General features: G+C 53.5%; 18 protein-coding genes. 3 read left to right on the top strand and 15 right to left on the bottom strand.

Annotated features, from left to right (window positions below):
* Nucleotides 1-3: 3 nt before the first annotated feature.
* The 8 genes from HNR65_RS11815 to HNR65_RS11780 all read right to left on the bottom strand — a co-directional run bounded on the left by HNR65_RS11815 (nucleotide 4) and on the right by HNR65_RS11780 (nucleotide 9,182).
* Nucleotides 4-1,515: a DUF2284 domain-containing protein gene (locus HNR65_RS11815; protein ID WP_220128377.1), complete on the bottom strand. Its 1,512-nt coding sequence runs from the start codon at nucleotides 1,513-1,515 to the stop codon at nucleotides 4-6.
* 356 nt (nucleotides 1,516-1,871) lie between these two features.
* Entirely contained in the window at nucleotides 1,872-3,203 is a 1,332-nt protein-coding gene (locus tag HNR65_RS11810; RefSeq protein WP_181551709.1) for an NAD(P)/FAD-dependent oxidoreductase, read from the bottom strand.
* Between the two features lie 147 nt (nucleotides 3,204-3,350).
* Nucleotides 3,351-4,679, bottom strand: a complete 1,329-nt coding sequence (locus tag HNR65_RS11805; RefSeq protein ID WP_181551708.1) for a hypothetical protein — start codon at nucleotides 4,677-4,679, stop codon at nucleotides 3,351-3,353.
* Nucleotides 4,660-5,346 carry an ABC transporter ATP-binding protein gene (locus tag HNR65_RS11800; RefSeq protein ID WP_181551707.1) on the bottom strand — a complete coding sequence of 229 codons (687 nt, stop codon included), beginning with the start codon at nucleotides 5,344-5,346 and terminating at the stop codon, nucleotides 4,660-4,662. Before HNR65_RS11800 ends, HNR65_RS11805 begins: the two co-directional genes overlap by 20 nt.
* A 19-nt stretch (nucleotides 5,347-5,365) precedes the next feature.
* Nucleotides 5,366-6,589, bottom strand: coding sequence for an ABC transporter permease (locus HNR65_RS11795; protein ID WP_181551706.1), 1,224 nt, complete (start codon nucleotides 6,587-6,589; stop codon nucleotides 5,366-5,368).
* Nucleotides 6,590-6,694: 105 nt separating this feature from the next.
* A complete protein-coding gene (locus HNR65_RS11790; protein ID WP_232364755.1) occupies nucleotides 6,695-7,939 on the bottom strand; it encodes an ABC transporter permease in 1,245 nt (414 codons plus the stop codon).
* A 15-nt stretch (nucleotides 7,940-7,954) separates the two neighbouring features.
* Nucleotides 7,955-8,713: an outer membrane lipoprotein-sorting protein gene (locus HNR65_RS11785; protein WP_181551705.1), complete on the bottom strand. Its 759-nt coding sequence runs from the start codon at nucleotides 8,711-8,713 to the stop codon at nucleotides 7,955-7,957.
* Nucleotides 8,714-8,777: 64 nt separating this feature from the next.
* Entirely contained in the window at nucleotides 8,778-9,182 is a 405-nt protein-coding gene (locus HNR65_RS11780; protein ID WP_220128376.1) for a hypothetical protein, read from the bottom strand.
* 513 nt (nucleotides 9,183-9,695) lie between these two features.
* On the opposite strand from HNR65_RS11780, the gene HNR65_RS11775 reads away from it, so the two are divergent.
* Both HNR65_RS11775 and HNR65_RS11770 read left to right on the top strand, forming a co-directional pair.
* Entirely contained in the window at nucleotides 9,696-11,570 is a 1,875-nt protein-coding gene (locus HNR65_RS11775; protein WP_181551704.1) for an acyl-CoA synthetase, read from the top strand.
* A 225-nt stretch (nucleotides 11,571-11,795) separates the two neighbouring features.
* Nucleotides 11,796-11,933 (top strand): hypothetical protein, encoded by a 138-nt coding sequence (locus HNR65_RS11770; RefSeq protein WP_181551703.1) that lies wholly within the window; start codon nucleotides 11,796-11,798, stop codon nucleotides 11,931-11,933.
* 136 nt (nucleotides 11,934-12,069) lie between these two features.
* Here HNR65_RS11770 and HNR65_RS11765 read toward each other — a convergent pair whose 3' ends face one another.
* Nucleotides 12,070-12,270: a cold-shock protein gene (locus tag HNR65_RS11765; RefSeq protein ID WP_181551702.1), complete on the bottom strand. Its 201-nt coding sequence runs from the start codon at nucleotides 12,268-12,270 to the stop codon at nucleotides 12,070-12,072.
* Nucleotides 12,271-12,599: 329 nt separating this feature from the next.
* Here HNR65_RS11765 and HNR65_RS11760 point away from each other — a divergent pair, with 329 nt between their 5' ends.
* On the top strand, nucleotides 12,600-13,469 hold the full coding sequence (locus tag HNR65_RS11760) for a DegV family protein (protein ID WP_181551701.1): 870 nt from the start codon (nucleotides 12,600-12,602) through the stop codon (nucleotides 13,467-13,469).
* Between the two features lie 76 nt (nucleotides 13,470-13,545).
* Here HNR65_RS11760 and HNR65_RS11755 read toward each other — a convergent pair whose 3' ends face one another.
* The 6 genes from HNR65_RS11755 to HNR65_RS11730 all read right to left on the bottom strand — a co-directional run bounded on the left by HNR65_RS11755 (nucleotide 13,546) and on the right by HNR65_RS11730 (nucleotide 21,170).
* Nucleotides 13,546-14,256, bottom strand: coding sequence for a nuclease-related domain-containing protein (locus HNR65_RS11755; RefSeq protein WP_181551700.1), 711 nt, complete (start codon nucleotides 14,254-14,256; stop codon nucleotides 13,546-13,548).
* 92 nt (nucleotides 14,257-14,348) lie between these two features.
* Nucleotides 14,349-15,812: a hypothetical protein gene (locus HNR65_RS11750; RefSeq protein ID WP_181551699.1), complete on the bottom strand. Its 1,464-nt coding sequence runs from the start codon at nucleotides 15,810-15,812 to the stop codon at nucleotides 14,349-14,351.
* 50 nt (nucleotides 15,813-15,862) lie between these two features.
* The gene (locus HNR65_RS11745) at nucleotides 15,863-17,167 is read right to left on the bottom strand and encodes an acetyl-CoA hydrolase/transferase family protein (protein WP_181551698.1); all 1,305 of its coding nucleotides are present in this window, start codon (nucleotides 17,165-17,167) and stop codon (nucleotides 15,863-15,865) included.
* Between the two features lie 28 nt (nucleotides 17,168-17,195).
* Nucleotides 17,196-18,638 carry a 4-hydroxyphenylacetate 3-hydroxylase family protein gene (locus HNR65_RS11740; RefSeq protein WP_181551697.1) on the bottom strand — a complete coding sequence of 481 codons (1,443 nt, stop codon included), beginning with the start codon at nucleotides 18,636-18,638 and terminating at the stop codon, nucleotides 17,196-17,198.
* The gene (locus HNR65_RS11735) at nucleotides 18,635-18,850 is read right to left on the bottom strand and encodes a hypothetical protein (RefSeq protein ID WP_181551696.1); all 216 of its coding nucleotides are present in this window, start codon (nucleotides 18,848-18,850) and stop codon (nucleotides 18,635-18,637) included. The genes HNR65_RS11740 and HNR65_RS11735 overlap by 4 nt, the downstream gene beginning before the upstream one ends.
* 214 nt (nucleotides 18,851-19,064) lie before the next feature.
* Entirely contained in the window at nucleotides 19,065-21,170 is a 2,106-nt protein-coding gene (locus tag HNR65_RS11730; protein WP_181551695.1) for a sigma 54-interacting transcriptional regulator, read from the bottom strand.
* Nucleotides 21,171-21,256: the final 86 nt, after the last annotated feature.

Here is a 21,256-nt window from a genome sequence, read left to right as displayed (position 1 = left end):
CTGCTACTCCACCAGCAGTAAGGCAAAATACTTTACATAATCATCATTATACCGCAGCGTCTTCAGGTTGAATCCGGCGTTTCTCACGGTCCCGAATACATCAATGCCCGATGACTCCATAGACGGCCGGGCGTTTTTGTGGTTGCGGCAGCCCGCCGATCCATCACAGTCGGCGCAGATGCTGCAGGGGCCGGCCCAGAGGCAGAAGGCTTTGTGGTAACCCTTTTTAAATGCCGTTTTCTCCGCCCGCAAAACCAACCGCTGAAAGTCGGCCGTTGGCGGACTGCCCTGAAGCAGCAGGCACTTTGTGTAATCTGCCAGCATCGCCCGGGTTTTTTCGGGCGCAATGCAGTTTGGCGGGCATTGGGGCAGGCCATAGTACTCACAGCCGAATTCACACTTAAGCCCTACCCACTCCGGCATCCGGATTGCTGGTGTGTCAACAGGCCTTACTTCCTGAAAACCCAATGCCCGGATTTGCGCTGTAAGCTGCTGAAACCGGCTGAGGCATAATTCATCAAGCCGCTGCTGCCGGGCGGCTACCAGGACGCCCGTATCAGAATCAAGGGAAACCAACTCGGTGACCTTCAGGCCGCTGGCCTCCAGCTTTTGCCGCAGCCAGGCAGCCTCATAGACGCGGCCATTATAGGTATTGGCCAGCATATTCAGATCTGAAAGAGTTGCTTTTTCGGGGTTATGTTCCATGAAAAAATCATGGATAAGCAGCAGACCGTCCTTGGCCAGGTGAGTCACCCCCTGGGAAATAAGATGGCCAACCTCGGCGTCACCAAAAGCGTGGACAATGTTGGAAAAAATGACCAACTGGTAGCGCTTGTGCGGCAGCTCCCAGGCGTCCAGTACATTGCCGGGCTGGTATACCATTCGGTCTGCGTAGGGCTGGCCGGCGTGCGTTTCCGCGGCTTGCCCCAGCACTGGCGCCATATCCAGCAGCGTGGCCGCGGCCTGGGAAAACTGCTCCAGGAACCCGACGGAGAAGGCGCCCAGGCCGGAGCCGACATCCAGGATATCGCCTGAAATCTCCATATTGGCAAAAAGCGGCAGGATCTGCTTGATTTTGTTTTTGGCAATGCAGTCCATGGCCCGGCTGTAGCGGTGCCGGCGCTCATCTACGGCTTCCGGAGGCTCGTTGGCCGGCGGCATCAGAACGCGCGTGCCTTTCTCCAGACACTGGTTCAGACTCTTCCAGCTTTCAGCCAGGTACTTGCGCCAGAGGATTGAGTCTCCCTGGTAATCGGCGGCATCCCGGACCAGGTACTTTTGGGAGAACTTGGTATTGGCAGCATAGCCATCAGCCAGAAAAATAAGCCCCAGCGCGGAAAGGGCCCGGAGGTAGCGTTTTGTGCTCTCCGGGTCCAGTCCCAGATCGAAGGCCAGTTCAGCCACCGGCCTTCCTTCAGCACCGATGCGGGTAAACAGTTCCTGCTCCACGGCCGTAAAGAGCAGCTCGGATCGCCAGTAACTTGTGGCCAGGTCTTCTATGTACTGTGGGTTCATATCCTGGGGGTCATGCACCTTTGTTTCTCCGCCTCAATATTGATGGCACCGTAAAAAGTCCAATATCTGCGTTACGCGCGATTCCTCAGAATTTCACGTACGGATAAGTACGCTGCATTCTTCGGCAATCGCGCAAGCCTTGATCTTGAACTTTTTACGGCGCCATCTGAAAACCGACTTTTACGAGTGTGTCAATATTTCAGCCAATAAAAAATCCCCAAACTTAAGATAGTGAGTTAGAATCTTTTCGGATCGTTTCCCCCAAATCCTTTTTTGATATCGGCTTGTACAGAAAAGCATTTATTCCCATGTCCTTAGCTTTCTGCTGGTTAAACCTTTCACTAAATCCAGTCAAATTAATTTTCTTCCATCACGTCCGTGAACCGGTCCTGGATCTTCATGGCCCCCAGAATGGCTTTGGCGCTCATGGTGCGCACGGGTTCCGGCGGCCATGGCAGGGCTTTGCGGTTCACAAAGAAAACCTCGGTGAGGTCCGTTTTTTTGCCCAGCACCATGTCGGCCAGGGTGCGGCCGTTTAAATGGGTAAGGCTTACTCCGTGGCCCATACACCCCAGACTATACAGCACCCTGTCATCTCCTATCCAGCCCATGGCCGGGGCCAGGTCCGGGGTTATGGAAACCGGTCCGCCCCATTGGTGGGTGAAGCGCACGTCCCTTAGCTGGGGAAAGATTTGCCGAACGTCTTTCTGAAGGCTTTGGAACGTGAGGGGACTCTGGTCCTTGTCCATATCCGCACCCCAGGCCAGGCCTGCGTCCCGGCCGCCCATGAGCAGGCGGTTATCCGCTGTCAGCCGGTAGTAGTGCACCAGATTCCGGGCGTCCTCTATTCCCTGCCGGTTTTGCCAGCCGATTTTTTCCATGATTTTTGGGGAAAGGGGCTCAGTGAGCACGATGTATGTCCACAAAGGCACCTGCTTGCGTTTGATCCGGGGCATGAAGTGGGACCATGCGTTGGCCGCCAGCACCACCTTGTCGGCCCGGACCCTGCCGCCGGGGGTCTCCAGAACGATTCTGCCGTTTTCCCGGGCCATGGAGCCCACCGGCGTGTTTTCAAAAACCGCCACCCCCTGGCCGGCAATGACATCCCGCCAGGCCCAGGAAAGCCTGGCCGGGTTGAGGATGCCGCATCGCGGCTCCCACCAGGCCCCCAGGTACATGGGGCTTTTGACCTGTTCCTGCACCTGATCCTTTTCCAGCCACTCAATACCGGTAAGGCCAAGAGAATGGGCCAGTTCGATTTCGTGCATTATACGTTTTTTGTAACCGGGAGAAGTGGCCACCCGCAGAAACCCCGGGTGCTCGTAGTCACAGTCCAGCCCCTGGGAGGCAATCAGTTCCCGGGTGGTGTCCACGGCGCGCTCCATATAAAGATGTGCTTCCCTGGCCGCAGACCTGCCGAACCGCAGTCTGGTTATACCCATGGTCAGGCCGAAAAGGGTCATGTTAAACCCGCCGTTTCTGCCGCTGGCCCCGTAGCCAATGATTTGCGCTTCCAGAAGCGCTACCCTGGCCCCGGGATCGTCCTTTTTTATATGATGGGCTGTGGAAAGGCCGGTGAACCCGCCGCCGACTATAGCCACATCCACATCCAGGTCCCGGCGCAGGGGCTCGCCCGGCGCGTAATCCCTGGTGGTCATCCAATAGCTTTTTTCCTCAAAAGCTTTCATAAGCCCCCCTCTTGCCGCGATGCGCGAACTGTCATTCATTCTTCTATCCAAACTATAAAGCGGCCAATCAGCCGCGCAGCTTTCCACCCAGGTGCCACTTCCCGTAACAATCCCGAATGCACACCCCGATCCTGTCTCCGCTTCATTCTAGAAAAACCAGCTTGTCCACACGTAACAACGGTCGGCCGGGGATTCTTCCACCGGCAGGCCCGGAAGTTTGAAGCCACCGAATTCAGTATCCGCCCCGCCCCAGTAGAGATTCAGCCCTGCGGTGAGCTGCAGGTTCTGCCCAATTTCCCATACCAGGCGGGGCTGGACCACCCCTGAAGGGTCCCGGGTGTTGATGATCAGGGTTGTATGCCAGTTCACCAGGGGATGAAGCTCAATCTGGAGATGGGCGTCAAAATAGGACCGGCCCAGGGTGAAGCGCTCGCCTCGGCGAAGACGTGCAATCAAATCTGCTTCATTCCATGATTCTTGGTAATCCTCCGTGCCCAGTCCGGTATAATAATACTCGATCCACCCGTACATGTTTTTGCCCCACCAGACCCAGGAATAGTCCAGGTTGGCACAAACACTGGCATATCCGTTTCGTTGATGGCCGTCATGGAGCCACGTATAGGTGGCATCCAGCCGCCAGGCCGCCCCGCCCGCATACCCGAGCAGCCCGAGCCCGGCCACCAGATCATGGTAATGTACGCCGGCCATCAGATCCATTTCCAGACCGCCCACATAGCGGTGGAGTTTTGCCGCGGCAGAGGACTGGTCCCATTCAACGTCTCCGCTTGCCGGATCCCTTCCGGGCACATAGAGCACCTGAATCTCTCCGGTGGTGCCCGACCAGGTCTGAAACGTAACCATATCGTCTCCGGTCTTGTAGTCGCGTTCCACTTCCGTGGGGGAAAACGGGTTAAACAGGTCCATGGGCTGAAACAGAAAGCCGTTGCCCCAGGTCAGGGCCTGGCGGCCGATCCGGAGCGTGCCCCAGTCCTGCCGTGCAGAGATCACCAGGCGGTCGAGGCGGTGATAGACCCGCTTATCGTCATCATCGATGATCACTCGGGAAAGATCCATCAAACGCCGGTCATCGGATGTGCCGCCCGGTGAAACCAACTGCCGTGCCGCCGGATACCGGGCCAGAAACAGGGAATTGGCCTCGCGGGTATCGCCGGCCGTGCCGATCATTTCATAATGCAGTTCCAGATCCCAGGTATCTGACGGCAGGAATTGGTGTTTGGATCGGAACTCAAAGGCTGTGTCATAAAGCCGGTCCTTGTCCCGAATATCGAGCCGGGAGCCGGCCCCGGGATCCGCTGCTGCGACACGCAACCGCAGGTGACCGCCCCAGTCAAAGGCATCCCCCCGGCCTGCCATTGCTGTTGGGCAAAAAAGCATCACAACCGCAATGCAGGCCATAAACCCCGCGGCCATAAGCCGAAGAACGCTGCCCGGACGGTTATTGCCCGGATTCACCATTTGCGATTTCTCCGTCCCGGATGTGGATGAGGCGACGGGCATATGACATCACCATCTGATCATGCGTGGAGAAAATAAAGGTGACCGCCTTTTCCCTGTTCATCTTTTCCATAATCTGCAAAAGTCCTTCGCCGGTTTTGGAATCAAGATTGGCCGTGGGTTCATCTGCGAGCACGATAGCCGGATCTGATACAATGGCCCGGGCTACGGCCACCCGCTGCTGCTGGCCGCCGGAGAGCTCGGCCGGCCGGTTGTGGTATCTGCCCGCAAGCCCCACTTCGTCAAGAATTGTCATGGCCCTGTCCCGGCGCTGCTTTTTGGCCACTCCCTGAAGTTGCATGACATACTCCACGTTTTCGACCGCAGAAAGTACCGGCAGCAGATTATAGGCTTGAAAGACAAACCCGATGCGGCGAAGCCGCAGTTCGGCCATTTGTGACCGGGTCATGTCGGCGTAAACGTTTCCGTCCACCCGGATATGACCGTGCTCCGGCATATCCAGACCGCCGATGATATTTAAAAGCGTGGTTTTGCCCGAGCCGGACGGCCCGGCAATCGCGGCAAAATCGCCCTTTTCAACAGTCAGGTCAATTTTTTTAAGTGCCTGAACAAACACTTTGCCTTGTTGGTATGTTTTGTCCACACCCTTTATTTCCACGATGGACATTGAACGCCTCCGATTTTTTTCAGTTCCGGGCCATTGCTGTAACCGGCGTGATAAGCGCTGCCCGGGCCGCCGGATAAGCACTGACGATAAGACCCAGGGAGATTACCACGGCATTGGCCATCAACACGTCTCCGGCAAAGATTTCCGGCCGGATGACAGCTGACATGCCGGCATACTCAAATCCCGCTGCAAACTTTGACAGGTCTATACCGCGCTCTCCGATGGCATAGACCATGGAAAAGGCCAGAGCGTTTCCCATGGCCGCACCCATGACCAGGATGAACAAAGATTCGATGAGCACCAGGCGAAGAATACGCCAGGGCCGCATGCCCAGCGCTTTTAGCAGCCCGAACTCGCGCATGCGTTCAAGTACCGCCATGAGCGTTGTGTTGATGATACCAAACGCCATGGCCACAAAGACCACCAGGTACCAAAGAAGGATATAGCCGTCAAAGAGGTCAATGTAGGCCTTGAGCATGGGCTTGAGCTCTTTCCAGGTGCTCACTTCATAAGCTTCTGCGTCCACTTTTGCAGCGATTTTTTCCGCAACCGCATCCGCCCGGTCATGATCATCCAATCTGACCGAGATTTCCGAGGCGTCCCCGCCTATTTTCAGCATCCCGCGGGCAGCCGATTTGCTGACAAACACAAAGCGCTTTTCCGTGGCTTCAAGCTCGGCCTTATAGACCCCCCTGATCCGGAAGGCCCGGGAAGACATATTGTGGGTGGCATCCTCGGACATCAGAATCAGCTTGTTGCCGATCTTTGTTTCAAACTTGTCGAGCAGGGCCTGTCCGACTACAATGTCTACCGGGTTTCCGGGCCGGATCATTTCCCCGGCTGACACCCCTTTGCCGATAAATGAAACCCCTGTTTCTTCTGCCGGATCGATTCCCACAAGCGTCACACCGGCTGAATGCCTGGCATTCCGGGCAATCGAAGTGACCCGGATCCGGGTGGCCATGCGGGCTTCTGCCGGCAGGCTTTCGCGCACCTTTTCCGCCAAAGGCATGGCGTTTCGGATACGGTTTTCAAGTGCGGGATCGCTGCGGAAACCGCGGGCGTAAATCTTTACATCCCCGGTTAACGTGGAGATTCCGTTTTCGATCAGGTCCACCAGCATCCCGCGCATAAGGGAGGTCAGAAAGATCATACTCCAGACCCCGATAATCACCGCGATCAGGATGATGACGGTACGCCTTGTATTGCGCCAGATATTTCGCCAGGCAATGGTGATGTCCATCAGTGCGTTCCGTTTATGCGGTTACACGACATTCCCCGATCCGGGTCGGTATCGGGTTTGGGTTCGGGTTCACAATCAAGTCCCGATGGCAATTGGGTTTGAATCCTATACATGACTCATGGCTTCAACCGGCTTGAGCCCCTTGATTTTTAGAGCCGGGTAAAGCGACACGGCAAAGGTGACGATCAGCACAAGCATTGGCCCGGCCAGTGCTGAAATGATGGAGAGCTGCGGATATATTCGGCCGGAGATTCCGTATTGCTGCAAAACATCCGAAGCTTCGGAAAAGTCGATGCCGATATGCTGAAAAATCCAGGTCACCATGCAGCCCAGGACAATACCCAAACCGATTCCCACCAGAGTCATTGCCGAGGACTCATAGAGCATCATCTTAACCAGGCGGCCGGGACGGGTGCCGATGGCCATCATCACCCCGAATTCCCGGGTGCGCTCAAACACGGCCATCAAAAAGGTGTTTAATATGGAGAAAGCCACCACCAACACCAGCAGACCCCAGAAGACAACCCCGATGGTCAGGTCCAGCTTGATGGCCTGGGTCAGGCCGGGCATGAGCGCCTCCCAGTCGAGCACGGTCAGGTTTTTGCCGCCGGGTATCTGGTGCAATCGGCTCGACAGGACCCGTTTGACCGGGCCCACCCGGTCGAGTCCGCTTACCTGAACCACGATTTCGTGGACCGCCCCACGCATGGAATAGACCTCCTGGAAAATATCAAGGGGCATGTGCAGGGTGCTGCGGTCAAACTCATCCTGGCCGGAAGAATAGATGCCGCAGACCGTAAGCACGGTGGCTGCAACTGAGCCGTCTCTTCCCTGCCCGAGCACCACCAGTTCATCGCCAATGTCCAACTGCAGGTTTTTCGCCATCAGACGCCCGATAAGCGCCGGATTCGTGTCCGGTTTGGCACGGGTGAGAAACTCGCCCCTGCGGACTAGGGTTTCCAGAGTGGAGACCCGGGCCTCGGATTCCGGGTCCACGCCGATGATCATTGCCCCTGCGGTCCGGTTGCCCGAGGATACCAGAGAAAACGCATTGGCCCGGGGTGTGACAGCCTGCACGGATTCGATTTGAGAAACCGCCCGGAGAACCGGTCCGGGTATGGGCACCACCTGGCGCATGGATTTTTTCTCGAAATAGTTATCCGCCTGGATCTGCAGGTGGCCGGTATTGATCTGAATGGCGGAATTGATCATGGTCTCGTAGGAACCAAACTGGAAGGAGAGCATGAATATCAGGATGATACAGGCAAACGCGATGGCGCTGATGGTCAGCCAGGTCCGCCGCGGGTTGCGCCACACGTTTCGCCAGGCCATTTTCATGTCCATGCCCATCAGGAATCGTCCGTACTAAAATCTGGAGTTTTTGAGACTTGCGATGGTAAACATGCGATCGGATATGTTCACCCCGAACTCAAGGCTTTGGTAATCGAGTACGGTATATTCTTCCTCCTGACCCGCTTTTTGCATCTTCCACTTCACCGGATAAAGCCGGCCGCCGAGCATTTCAATCCTCTCCATGGTCAGGGCCTTGACCAGCTTCCTGTCCTCGTCGAAAAAGGCCTGACGAAGCAGGATGTGGTCTTCGCGGATTTTGAGCTTTTGCATGCCCCAGACCACAGGTGCGCCCGGTTTTGGAAGCGAGCGGATAAGATAGACGGTTTTCCCCTCGTGGGTTTCCGTGCCGATGATCTCATGGGTGTACTGGTCCACGATATTGTCGGACTTTGCCAGGTCATTGTTAGAAAAGTCCGACCCCTGCCAGGACTGGGACATCATGGATGGCGGCAGTTTGATCACCCGGTTGACTTTGGGGTTGTATATCCACATTTCATCGCCCCGTTTCAGGGTACCGTTGCCCCGGTCCTTGGGAGGGGAGACGATCCAGAAAATGCTGTTCTCCCTTGCCTGGGTCCAGGCCTTGATCGTCATGGTCCGTTCCCAGTCCGGCCGATGGATTGTCATTTCCACCACCGCCCGGGAGGTTTCCCCCCGCAGGTAGTTGACCGCATCCTCTACCAAAACCTGAGCCTTTTCTGCGTGGGCACCGGGCAGACTACTCACGCAAAATAAAAGAGACATTGCGGCAAACAGAAAAAAGCGTTTCATTTTTCAAGCCCCTTGGTGATCAGCTCCAAAAAAAGTGTCCGATGTTTGTCAGCAGCCCCCAACCTCAGGCCCAGCCCCTGATTTTGGCGGCTGCATACGGCGATAGCGCAACGACAAGCAAAACGATTGGCCAAATGTTGCCCTCTCTGAACATATACGCCTCAAGAAGCTGCGGCCAGGATTTGTCCTGGATGATTCGCCCGAATGTAAATTCAAATACCAGGGTAAGGCACAGGCAGCCAATTCCGATTACAGCGTAACTTTCAACTGGAATCCGTCCAAACCACGGCAAGGCAATATATGCCATTCCAAAAATGAGTCCTGACAGAAGAATGCCGCTAAGGATCAGCCCCAAGGGCTTGCCTAAAACCGAAATAAGCACAGCCTCCCGGAGCGCGCCATTTGCGATGGCCAGCATCAGGATGCCCAACCACACCGCAAATGCCTTGAAAATGATATTGAGAGCCAAAAACCACTCCTGTTTCAAACGAAAATAATTATGAACCCCATGGCATTTGTCAATTAAAAGTCAATGTTATAGGGTATTTTGAAGCCTAAAGCAATATACAAAAGATATTTTCTCCCGATTTGGAAAGCTGGTAACGGCTCTGGCAGAATTCCGGTACTTTTTTAAAAATAGCGCCGGTCCGCAGGGAGTGAAACTTTACAATCTGTGGCCGAACAATTCCTTTGCATTGAACATATGCCAATAATACAAACCGAAAAGAAGCTTGCGAAATGGCTGCAAAACCCCTAAAAATCTTGGTTGCGTCCCTGATCTGTACAATAGTGGCTTTTTTTTCACCTTTGGCTGAAGCTGATGCGGCGCAATGGAACGAAATTTAAAGCAAAGCCCTGCACAATATCGGATAAACTGGATTGAAACTGAAGGAAAAGTCAAAGATGAGATAGATAAAGCTCTGCAAACAGGTAAAAGCAATAAATGAGAAACATGATGAGCACAAGAAAGGAGCCTTAAAGCATGACCGAAGAATTCACAATCCGGGGATTAAAGGATCTGGAAGAAATTGAAAAAATTCCCTACACCGAGCGCGCCCGTGAAAAAAGCACCACCGAGCTGCTGGAAAAAGGAGCGGCCATTGACCCGGAAGCGCCCGCAATCAGTTTTCTGACCAGCGGCGATGCCTATGACAAGCCCATGGTGCTGAGCTACTCCCGGTTTATGGGCGGAATCCGCCAGACCGCCAACATGCTCCATGACCTGGGCATAGGCCCTGGTGAAGTGGTCACCTATATTCTTCCCAACCTGCCCCAGACCCATTATGTACTGTGGGGCGCTGAAGCCGCCGGCATTGCCAATCCCATAAACCCGCTGCTTGAGCCTGCAACCATAAAGGAAATATGCGCGTCAGCCGGCACAAAGATCCTGGTCGCCCTGGGCGAGATGCCCGGAACAGACATCTGGCAGAAAACCGAGGCCATCATAAAAGACATCCCGTCCCTGGAATACGTAATCCGGGTAAACGGACCTTCGGATCCGTCACAAAACATACTGGGCTTTGATGAAACAGTCGCGAAATACCCTTCTGACCACTATACATTCGACCGCGACATTGATCCCGACGAGACCGCCTCCCTGTATCATACCGGCGGCACCACGGGTACGCCCAAGCTGGCCCGGCGCAGTCACTACAACGAAGTGATCATGGCCTATGATCTGCAGATGATGGGCGGGTTCACCACCGAATCTACCCTGTTGTGCGGCCTGCCGCTTTTCCACTGCAACGGCACCATGGTCACCGGGCTGGGGCCTTTTGCCGTGGGAGCCCATATAGTGCTGCTGTCGCCCATGGGCTACCGGGATCCGAGCGTCATGAAAAATTTCTTTAAAATCGTGGAGAAATACCGGGCGGAAATCTTCTCCGCAGTGCCCACGGTATTTGCCACCCTGCTGGATCTGCCCGTGGACGCGGATCTTTCCTCTCTTAAATACGCAATCTGCGGGGCGGCCCCGTTATCGGTTGAGCTGTTTAAAAGGGTGGAGACCCACACCGGCATAAAAATTCTGGAGGGCTACGGTCTTACCGAGGGGGCGGTGGCATCCGCGATCAACCCCAAGGACGGGGAACGAAAAGTGGGCAGCATCGGCATCAGGATGCCGTATCAGTCCATGAAGACCGCAATCGTCGATGACAGCGGCCAGTACGTCAGGGATGCGGAAACAAACGAAATCGGAGCTGTGGCCATAAAGGGCCCCAACGTTTTCAAGGGCTACGTGGAGGCGTCTCACAACGAAAACATCTGGCTGCCGGACGGCTCCTTTAACACCGGAGACCTGGGCAAAATCGACGAAGACGGCTACGTATGGCTCACCGGCCGCAAAAAGGAGCTCATTATCCGGGGCGGGCACAACATCGACCCTGCCATCATAGAAGAACCCCTCTACAAAATGGCGGGGGTAAAAACAGTTGCCGCCGTGGGGAAACCCGATCCCTATTCAGGCGAGGTGCCGGTGGCATACGTGCAAAAAGCGGAAGACGCAGACATCAGCGAAAAACAGATCATGGACTGGGCAAAGCAGAACGTGGGGGAAAAAGCAGCCGTTCCCAAGGAAATCATGCTGGTCAACGAGATACCGCTTACGCCCGTGGGCAAAATCTTCAAGCCGGCCCTGCGCCATGACGCCACCCGCCGCGCCTATGAAAGCGAGCTTGAAGCCCTGGGCGATCTGGCCGAATCCGTGGAGGTGACGGTGGAAGAAGACAAGCAGCACGGAACCAGGGCGGATATACGGGTCAAACCAGCCCCCGGCACTGACATGGAGACAATCAGGGAAAAAATAAACGAGCTTCTGGCCAGGTACACAGTTTATTACACTGTTGAAAAAAAAGCATAGACAAGCTTATCAATCATGACTTTACAAAAAATTTTTAAATCATATTTTGAAATTGACGATACGAATAAAAAAATATTGAAAAAATAATTCAGGCAGGGCAAAAAGCCCAAAGAGAACTTAAAGTTACAAACCTTTGTCTATAAAAAGCAGGGCAAGAAAAAGGCAAAAAACCCTGATCTTGTGAACAACCCTGCCGGAAAAAAAATAAACACAAGGAGGGGGAAAATGGGCTTTCGCAGAAATCGTACCCGAAAAATCCGCCGGTTTTGGCAGACTGAGCGGAAAAACACCAATCGTGCCGATAAATGGCCGGCATGGAAAAAAGACGTCGAGGTGGCACGCTACGTCAGTCTGCTGAAGTAACCGCACAACCCCGGCCCGGCTCTGACCGCCGGGCCGGGTTCGGAAATCCTGACAATTAATCATTCATTGTAATGATTCCAATAAAAAAGGGTGCTTCCCTGTCCCGGAAAGCACCCTTTTTATTGGATCAAGGCTTTTACTGCACTGTTACATTCGTTGCAGCCGGACCCTTTTGTCCCTGCTCAACCTCAAAGCTCACCTTGTCCCCTTCGTTCAATGTTTTGAAACCATCTGCATTGATGGCGGAAAAATGAACGAAAACGTCGGGGCCGTCTTCTCTTTCGATAAAACCAAAACCTTTTTGTTCATTAAACCATTTTACTGTTCCCTGTTCCATGTTGCTGTCTCCTCCTTTGATCACGTACAATATTTTTGGCCCTTTTTTAAAGGCCACAGTTTTCACGGTAACAAGACAAAAACTGAAAAACAACCTTTTTTCTTTTGGCACGGAACAAGAAAAAAGCAAATTACCCCCGATTTTCAACCAAACAACCGGATCGCGGGAAATGGCACAGGGTTTTGGCAAACCATCGGATGCTGTTGACCGGGGTCAAAAATTTTTGGATACGGATTCCTGCATGAAATAACGAGTTGACACCACAATGAAATCGGTTATATGATATTATTTCAAGTCCTTTGCTCACACTCAAAACAAAAGAGGTGATCATGTCCAAAAGTCTTGCGGTTGTTTGCGACTCAACGGCTGATTTCCCGCCCGGCATGGCAGAACAGCTGGGCCTGCACATTCTGCCTGTTCACATTGTCGTGGGGAAAAAAGACCACCTGCATGGGCAAACCATTACCAACAAAGAAGTGGTGAACAATCTAAAGAAAAAAAAGCAGGTATACACCACCCCGTTTTATCCTTATGAATGCACAAAACTTTTTGACTCACTGCTCCAGCGTCATGACGAAGTCGTCTCCCTTCACCTGTCCAAAGAAATCTCGGGAAATTATAAAAGTGCCTGCGCGGCACGCAAATTCATGGGGCAAAAGGATGCGCAGCGGGTTCACATCCTGGATCTCGGCAGTGTCAGTATCAGCCTGAGCCTTTTGGTCAAAAAAGCGGTTGCGCTGCTCAGCAAGGGCGTGCCTGCGGCAAATCTGGAAAAGCATCTCGCCGCTTACCAAAAAAATGTATTCATGGCGTTTACGGTTGAAAACCTGGTCTGGTTGAAAAAAGGCGGCCGGGTCAACGCGTTTGAGGCCTTTGTGGGAAACATGCTGAATATCAAACCGATCATCCAGCTCAGAGATGCCCGCCTGGAACCCGTCGAGCGGCACCGCGGCAAAAAAACCGCTGTGTCGCATCTGGTGTCATTGGCGCAGCAAAACCATGAAAAATTTAAAAACTGCGAAATCTGGATGGCGTATGCCGACAACCTCGAGGAAAGCATGGCTGCCAGGGAAAAGCTTGCCGCAGCCATTGGCAAGCCGGCAGAAAGTATTTTGCTGGCCGAGGTTGGCGCGACCATTTCAGTGCATACCGGACCCGGCAGCCTATCGATCGCCATGCTGCCGCAAAAAGCCGCCTGAGAAATTAAGGGGCAAAGGGGGAAAATCAAATCCCGCCAATGCTCCGGAAATCATTGCTTTGCGGTTGCTGCGGCCCTTACATGTACATCTTTTTCATGTAAAAAGCAAAGCCCTCGGCATGTTCCCTGTCGATGGGAAAAGCCAGCCGGCCGGCAATGGTATCGTTGAGGTCTTCGATGGTGGTGATGGCAATACCGTTGAATTCTGTCATGGCACCGGCATGGACATCCGGCACAACGAGTATGGGAACAGGCATTATTTCAAGGCCCTTAAAGCCCTTTCGGATGATGATATTGATAAAATGACAAAGGCGCCAGGTCCTGTCTGTCAGGGCCTCAAGGCTGTTGCCCCCGGCAAAAAGCGCGTTGCTGACGACCTGGAGTTTTTCTGTGTAATGGACCCTGCCCACAACGAAAATCCCGTTTTTTGAGACAACCAGGTGGTCCACGTTAAACAGCTCAAAAGAGAAATTGCTGAAAATAAAATAGGCATCATCGAGTTCGGAAAGCTTGCGGGTAACCGCTTCTTCAAAGGATTTGATGGTATTGAACTCATTTTTGTTCAATATTTTTTTCCAGCCCAGGGGATGGGTCTTTTTGGACACTAAAACAATCAGCAGGGCAATCACAAGGGCAATAAACAGGATCGTGGGCAGTTCCTTTTTCCAGTCTTTTGCAAAAAAAAGCATACTCCCGGTCAGCACCGCTGCCGACAAAAGGATAAAGAAAACATGCTTTAAAACGGGATTGCCCGTTTGTTTCTCTGTTTTGTCCTCGATATAAGCCATCTGCGATCCTGTAAAAAAAACGGTTTTGATAAGGCCCGGCAGGCTGGGTTGGATATGCTGGCCAGCTACCGGGCCGTTTTACAGCAAGGCTTCTATTTGTTGTTGTTGGACCGTTGAGAAATAGCGCCGAGATTTTCCTCGACCTCCTTTTGGATCTCTTCGGGAGAATCAATCGGAAATACGGGATCTTCTGGCTTGTAAGCCTTTTTCCACGCGCCTCCGGTGTATTGCAGTACAACCAGAAGCAGTGCCGCCCCAAGACCCCAGGCCGCACCCCGGGTGGCCAGAATGGCCCCGGCCACCCCGGCAATGCCCAGGTCATTGAAACCTTTGGATTTCAAAACACCCACGCGCACGCTCACATATCCCTGGACCATCATTGTGGAGGCCAGCCCGATTCCGAGAATCGGCTTGACTGTGGCCACAATCGGGGCAATGAAATAGCTTGTCCAGGTCCCCCACCGAAATGAGGCCGCGCCCGAATTGATCGACTCCATAGCCTCGGGACCGTTTTTGTAGCGAGTGCAGACCACGACCTGCATGGCCGCCCACAGGGGCCCGCACATGGATATATCCGGGCCAAAAACGCTCATAAACACGTTTCTTCCGCCAAATATGATGTGCGACCGGTTGGGGTTGTAATCAATCTTCTCATCCGGCCGGTACCGCTGGGCATCCTCGAGAAGGGCCTGGCTTTGGAGTACATCCCCGAATACAACAATATAGGCGCTTAAGACAAGGGGAATCGAACTGACAAACATGGCCGCGCTGGGTATGGGTATGGCGCCGAGCATTGTAAAATCGCTAAACAACCCCGCAAAATCCGGCCTGGAAAAAAATCCGATCCCGGAATAATCCGGCCACGGAATTTCACCGGCCAGCGGGCCTACGAAAATGGCCAGTGCAAGGGCGGGCATCATGCCGAGATTGCCCAGATAATAGGCCCACTTGTGCTTTCTTTTAATGGCCTTGAAACTTTCTGAGAAAAGCAGATAAAAGGCAAGCCCCACGCATATGGTGATTGTCACCGGGAGGGAATCAAATGATTTGCTTCCCTCCCCGGGTTTGAAAATCAGCATCACCGCGGCAAATCCCGCACCCACCAGGACCGCGGACTGTACGGCATTGGGAATCAGGGCGATAAATCTCTTGGCAAGCCCGCTAACCCCCAGTCCCACGCAGAAGACCCCGAAAAGCAGCTGAAAGGCAATCAGCGCCTGCATTCTCTCTGGTCCGGGATCAAAGGTGGTTACATGGGCAATGATCAGTGGAATGGCCGGGGTGATCCAGCCCGGCACCACCGGGTCACCGAATGTCACGTGGGCAAGATAAAGCGTACCGTTAAGGATGACAATAGCAAGGGCAACTTGAAAAGACATGCCCAGGGTTTCTGTTAACACGGGAATAATGGCCAGACACACCGCGGCCATCAAAAGCCCCTGGGCGAAATCGGCCCATTCCAGCCTGTAGTGAACAAACGGCAGCCGTAAGGTCAACGGCCCCAGCGGAATCCCGGGTTGTATTGCCCCGTATTCTCGTTTTTTTCGGACACCCATACTCTTCTCCTTTTTGCTGGTTTGGTATGACAAAAAAACCGGACGCCGGTTTAACGCACCGCCCTGTTATAAATGGCATGATACTGCCGGGACAGCTCTTCCCTGAAATCGGGATGGGCGATATCGATAAGCGCCCGCGCCCGCTGGGAGACACTTTTGCCTTTCAGGTCGGCCACACCGTATTCGGTTACGATGTAGTGCGTATCCGCCCGCGGCGTGGCCACAGAGGCGCCTTCATCGATGTGGGGGACGATTTTCGATATTTTTCCCTTGGCAGTGGTGGAATGAAAAGCCAGGATGGAGCGGCCGTTTTCAGACCAGGCAGCACCCCGTACAAAATCGAGCTGCCCGCCTGTGCCGCTGTACTGCTTATAGCCGATGGTATCGGAAACCACCTGGCCCGCAAAATCCACCTGCAACGCGGAATTGACCGAAAGCATGTTGTCGTTTCTGGCAATCACCGCCGGGTTGTTGGTATAATCAACCGAATACATTTCCACAAACGGATTGTTGCCCACGAAATCGTAAAGCTTCCGGGTGCCCATGAGAAAGCAGATAATAATCCGGCCGGGATGGAAGTTTTTCCTGGAACAGTCGATAACCCCGGCCTCGACCAGATCCACCACCCCGTCTGAGATCATTTCGCTGTGAATCCCCAGATGCTTTTTGTCCTTTAAAAACCGCAAAATGGCATCCGGGACCGCACCGATACCCAGCTGCAGGCAATCGCCGTCATTGATCAACCCCGCGATATACCGCCCGATTTGCTCGTCCTTTTCAGTGAGCTCCGGCGGGGTGAGCACAGCCGGTGCGGTATCGGTTTCAACAATGCAGTCGATCTCAGAGATATGAAGCAGGGAATCGCCATAGGTCCGGGGCATATTCGGCGAAACTTCGGCGATAACCCGCTTTGCGCTTCGGGCGGCGGGCTTGGTGTAATCCACGGATACCCCGCAGGAGCAGTAACCATGTTTATCCGGCGGCGAAACCAGGATAAGGGCAACATCCACGGGCAAAATCCCTTCAGTGAACAAACTCGGGGTTTTGCTGAAATGACAGGGCGTAAAGTCGGCCCTTCCTTCATTTATGGCCTTGCGGGTGGATGCGCCGGCAAAAATGGCATTGTGAAAGAAACTCCCCTCGTATTCCGGGTTGCAGTATTTTCCTTTTCCCATGGCCACCATGTGGACAATTTCAACATTTTCATAAGAAGCGCTGTTTTGCACCATGGCCTCGACCAGGGCCACGGGCTCTCCGGCGGCATGCCCCAGTACCACCCGGCTGTTTGACGGTATTTTGGACACCGCCTCGGCGGCGCTCATCTTTTTGCTGTCATAGCGTTTTTGCCAATACATAAACACTCCTGGTTGGGTTGGCGGCAATCTACTGATCAATACCGCAGAGTTTTTTGGCCACGTTTTTCTTGGCCTCCATGTTGACAAGCCTGGAAATCATAATCCGCTGGGCCTGGGGGGATCCGGCCCCATGCATCGACTCTGTGAGATATCCCACCGCCGCGGTTCCCAGGGTCAGGTTTTCGATAAGCCGCAGAATCCGGATGCGGTTTTCAGTGGGAACATCTGTTTTTGTCTTGTAGTATTTCTCCATCCATTTGCCGGTATCCGGGTTCCGCAGATCCTGCTCCGAGGGGCAGGTCACCATGAGCCCGCCGGCGATATCCTGGGCCAGTCGGGCGATTTCATAGGGAAAGCGCGTGACGTTCTGCTTGCTGACATTGGCCAGCAGCGCATTGACGCAATAGGTTCCCGACGGCTTTGCTCCGCCCTCACCGGCGCATGCCAGGGAGCCGCAGAAAAGGGTTTCATTGAGATGGTTCATCTCGATGATTTTGTCTTTGACATGGGAGGCTTTCTCCGCCCCGTTGTAATCCGCGGCCAGCTGGGTTGCGCCGATCAGCACGTCTCCCACCCCGGCTTTGCAGGCATAGCTTTGCCTGTGATAAGAGGCAAAATGCTCCACGAGTTCACCGGCAAACTCATGTTCCCGGCACATGAACACCCTGTCCCAGGGAACAAAAACATCATCAAAGACAACAAGGGCCTCATGGCCCCCGTAATGCTGATTTCCCCGGTCGATCATCCCGTCTTCGAGCTTGCGCATGTCACAGGACTGGCGGCCGTAGATATAGGAAATGCCCTCGGCGTCCGCGGGCAGTGCAAAGGATACGGCGTAATCCTTATCATCTTCCCGCATGGCAATGGTGGGCATCACGATGATTTCATGGGAATTGACCGCACCGGTCTGATGGGCCTTGGCACCCCGGACCACAATGCCGTCGTCATTTTCGGCGATCACGTGAAGAAAGGCGTCGGGATCGGGCTGACGGCTTGGGGGCAGGCTCCGGTCGCCCTTGGGATCGGTCATGGCTCCGTCGCAGACCAGGTCCTGCTCCTGGACATACTCCAGGTACTGCAAAAACCGCTTATAATAACCGGTCTGATATTTTTCATCGATGTTAAACGTGGTAATGGAAAGGGCGTTGATGGCATCCATGCCCACGCACCGCTGGAAGCAGCAGCCCGTGAGCGAGCCCAGCAGACGCCCCATCTTGCTTTTTTTCACAAGATCGGTGGTATTCTGGTGAATATGGGTAAACCGGTTGATTTTCTTTCCGGTAATGTGGGACGTGGCGGTCATCAAGTCCTCATATTCCGGCTGATGGGCCAGGTCATAGGTGAGCTTGACCGCATTCATCGACGGCCGGATGACAGGATCATCAACGATGTTTTCAACCCTTTGGCCGAAGAGAAAAACCTTAAGATTTAGCTTCCGTAAACTGTCTTCATATTCTTTTCCCGTTTTCATCTGCCCAAAGCTCCTTTGCGAAAAGTGTTGTTAATCGCGATCTGAACAAGCCCTAAACTGAGCGTTTCATTTGAAAAATTTGAAACATTCAATTCAGACAAGCGTTTTTTGGAAATAACGGCATTCAGCAGGAAGCGTGCCACAAAAATGGCCTCCGGCAGCAGGCCCCTGCCGGGAAAGGCGGCAACCCCTGCGGAGAGCGGGAAAAGCATTTGTTTCAGACAGCGTTAAGAAATGGGATTGCACCTGGACAGATTTTGGATTTGTTTCATTTTTAAAACAAAGCTGGAAAAATCACACGCATGCAAAAGCCGTGAAGTGCGGAAACAAAAGATAAAAAAGGCTTTGTTTCATTTTTGAAACAAAAATCAAAAATGAAACAAAGCCTTTTTGGCAGCAAACCGGCCGTTATTGCAAAGCCAAAAATCAGGTTCTTTTAATCCCGTACTTTGCCGCCTTGCGAACCACTGAAGGCGCACTGATGCCAAGAACCCGGGCAATTTCGCGGGTGGTGCCCAGCGTCTCATATGCCCGCTGGAGAAGCTGCTTTTCCACACCCTGGGTTGCCTGTTTCAACGGCATGAGTTCACTCAGAGAACCGGGCCGCCGGCTGCCGCCGTCCAAAGGCCCTGCCCCGCAGACAGATGCCGGAAGGTCTTTTCTGGTGATCACGTCATCAGGAGACATGACCATCACCCTTTCCACCAGATTTCTCAGCTCCCGGATGTTGCCCGGCCACCTGTAACGCTCAAAAAGATCAACAACATCCGGAGAAAACCGCTTTTCCATACCGTAGCTGCTGTTAAACTGCTTTAAAAAACTGGCCGCGAGAAATTTGATCTCCCCGGCCCGCTGCCGCAGGGGCGGAATATTGAGCGGCACCACGCTCAGCCGGTAATACAGATCCTCCCGGAAGTTGCCGGAGTGCATCATTTCCAACAGATCCTGGTTGGTGGCTGCGATGATCCGGACGTCAAATTTTCTGAATTCCGCCCCGCCCACCCGGTTAAATTCGCATTCCTGCAGAACCCGCAGAAATTTTGCCTGGAAATCATAGGGCAGATCCCCGATTTCATCAAGAAACAGGGTGCCGCTGTCTGCCATTTCAAAATACCCGGGCTTGCCGCCCTTTTTCGCCCCTGTAAAAGCGCCTTCCTCGTATCCGAAAAGCTCGGACTCCAGCAGATTCGGCGGGATGGCACTGCAGTTGACCCGGATAAAAGGCTGATTTTTCCTCAAGCTGTGGGTGTGAATGATACCCGCCACAAGATCCTTGCCAGTACCCGACTCCCCGGTGATCAGAACGGTCGAGTCCACCCCGGCCAGGCGGATGGCGGTATCCACCAACTCGTGCATCTTTTCCGAACCCACAACAAGGCCGTCAACATTTTTGACATCCCTGAGCTTATAGGAATCCAGCTCCCTTCGGTACTGTTCGGTCATTTTCTGGGTTTCGGCAAGCTGGTTCTGCAGTTCATAAAGCTCTGTGATGTCCCGGACGCTGGTGACCACCCGGAGAATTTCGCCTTTTTCGTCAAAAACCGGCCTGCCGGTGGCCAGCAGGGATTTGCCGGTGCTGGTTTTCTGGATAATGCTCTGGGCCTGTCTTTTTTCCAGCACAATAAGGGTCACGGATTGGGAAAAAAATCCGTCCCTGACCAGCTTTTTCATGTTTTTGCCGTAAAACCCGGAGGTATCCAGTCCGGTGATTTCGTCATAGGCCCTGTTGATCCGCAAGACATTGGCATCGCCGTCGCAGACAAAAATGCCGTCAGAAGAAGATTCAATAATGGCATCCAAATCCTTGTTGAGCTCCTTTACCGCCCCGAGTTCGTCGGCTATACTTTCCAGATCCGCCGTATCCTGAAATATGGCCACAGCCCCGATAATCTTGTCCTGAATCCATATGGGATAACTGCGGATAAAGTAGGCATGATTGCTGATCGAGACCTTGCAAAGCGGGGGCACCTCGCCTGTTTCAATGATCTCCGACAGATTGATTTCAGGAATGAGCCTGTGGATTCTGCTGCCGTAGAGACCCTCACCGTTTCTTTCCAGAACATCTTTTGCCGACCGGTTCATGAAATTGATCCGCCCGTCGGGCCCTGCCGCGATAATCAGGTTTCTGGACGACTGGATAATGGCGTCAATGATATTGCGGGTCATCTTGTAATGATCATGATAGGTCTTTGCCACATCCTGCACACCGATGATGCCAACAGCCCTGCCGTTTTCCACAACGGGAAAACAGGAACAGCCCATCCCGATGGGATCGGCAATATCCTCATCCGGGTGAAAGATTTTCACATTGCATGACATATGCCCGCCCAACGGGCCATCCAGGTCTGCCCCGGTACTTATTGCCGCACATACGTGGTCCCGGGTAAAAACCCCGAGAAATTGCCCGGATTGGTCCACAACACAGCCCGCGTCTGTTTTTTGTTCAGCAAAAACAGCAGCCGCCTCCCGAATGGTATTCTCATAGAAAAACAGGCAGCTGTTGCTGTTTTCAAGAAATTTTCTGATTTTCATATGCCCTCTTCAATTCCGTTTCATGGCGCCCGGACCCCGACTGCGCGCCGATCTTTCGAAATCAGGTTCCCCGCAGGCCCGCAAAG

The sequence above is a fragment of the Desulfosalsimonas propionicica genome (assembly GCF_013761005.1).
Taxonomy (GTDB): domain Bacteria; phylum Desulfobacterota; class Desulfobacteria; order Desulfobacterales; family Desulfosalsimonadaceae; genus Desulfosalsimonas; species Desulfosalsimonas propionicica.
The sequence above is the reverse complement of the archived record's forward strand: the minus strand, read 5'-3'. Positions and strand labels throughout refer to the sequence as shown.

Coding starts and splice junctions, on each gene's coding strand:
- HNR65_RS11755 (WP_181551700.1), bottom strand. CDS start 14,256: ATGGCTTATATCGAGGACAAAACAGAGAAACAAACGGGCAATCCCGTT.
- HNR65_RS11765 (WP_181551702.1), bottom strand. CDS start 12,270: ATGGAACAGGGAACAGTAAAATGGTTTAATGAACAAAAAGGTTTTGGT.
- HNR65_RS11740 (WP_181551697.1), bottom strand. CDS start 18,638: ATGAAAACGGGAAAAGAATATGAAGACAGTTTACGGAAGCTAAATCTT.
- HNR65_RS11760 (WP_181551701.1), top strand. CDS start 12,600: ATGTCCAAAAGTCTTGCGGTTGTTTGCGACTCAACGGCTGATTTCCCG.
- HNR65_RS11745 (WP_181551698.1), bottom strand. CDS start 17,167: ATGTATTGGCAAAAACGCTATGACAGCAAAAAGATGAGCGCCGCCGAG.
- HNR65_RS11800 (WP_181551707.1), bottom strand. CDS start 5,346: ATGTCCATCGTGGAAATAAAGGGTGTGGACAAAACATACCAACAAGGC.
- HNR65_RS11770 (WP_181551703.1), top strand. CDS start 11,796: ATGGGCTTTCGCAGAAATCGTACCCGAAAAATCCGCCGGTTTTGGCAG.
- HNR65_RS11750 (WP_181551699.1), bottom strand. CDS start 15,812: ATGGGTGTCCGAAAAAAACGAGAATACGGGGCAATACAACCCGGGATT.
- HNR65_RS11735 (WP_181551696.1), bottom strand. CDS start 18,850: ATGCTTTTCCCGCTCTCCGCAGGGGTTGCCGCCTTTCCCGGCAGGGGC.
- HNR65_RS11775 (WP_181551704.1), top strand. CDS start 9,696: ATGACCGAAGAATTCACAATCCGGGGATTAAAGGATCTGGAAGAAATT.
- HNR65_RS11810 (WP_181551709.1), bottom strand. CDS start 3,203: ATGAAAGCTTTTGAGGAAAAAAGCTATTGGATGACCACCAGGGATTAC.
- HNR65_RS11790 (WP_232364755.1), bottom strand. CDS start 7,939: ATGGGCATGGACATGAAAATGGCCTGGCGAAACGTGTGGCGCAACCCG.
- HNR65_RS11795 (WP_181551706.1), bottom strand. CDS start 6,589: ATGGACATCACCATTGCCTGGCGAAATATCTGGCGCAATACAAGGCGT.
- HNR65_RS11815 (WP_220128377.1), bottom strand. CDS start 1,515: ATGAACCCACAGTACATAGAAGACCTGGCCACAAGTTACTGGCGATCC.
- HNR65_RS11730 (WP_181551695.1), bottom strand. CDS start 21,170: ATGAAAATCAGAAAATTTCTTGAAAACAGCAACAGCTGCCTGTTTTTC.
- HNR65_RS11805 (WP_181551708.1), bottom strand. CDS start 4,679: ATGGTGAATCCGGGCAATAACCGTCCGGGCAGCGTTCTTCGGCTTATG.
- HNR65_RS11785 (WP_181551705.1), bottom strand. CDS start 8,713: ATGAAACGCTTTTTTCTGTTTGCCGCAATGTCTCTTTTATTTTGCGTG.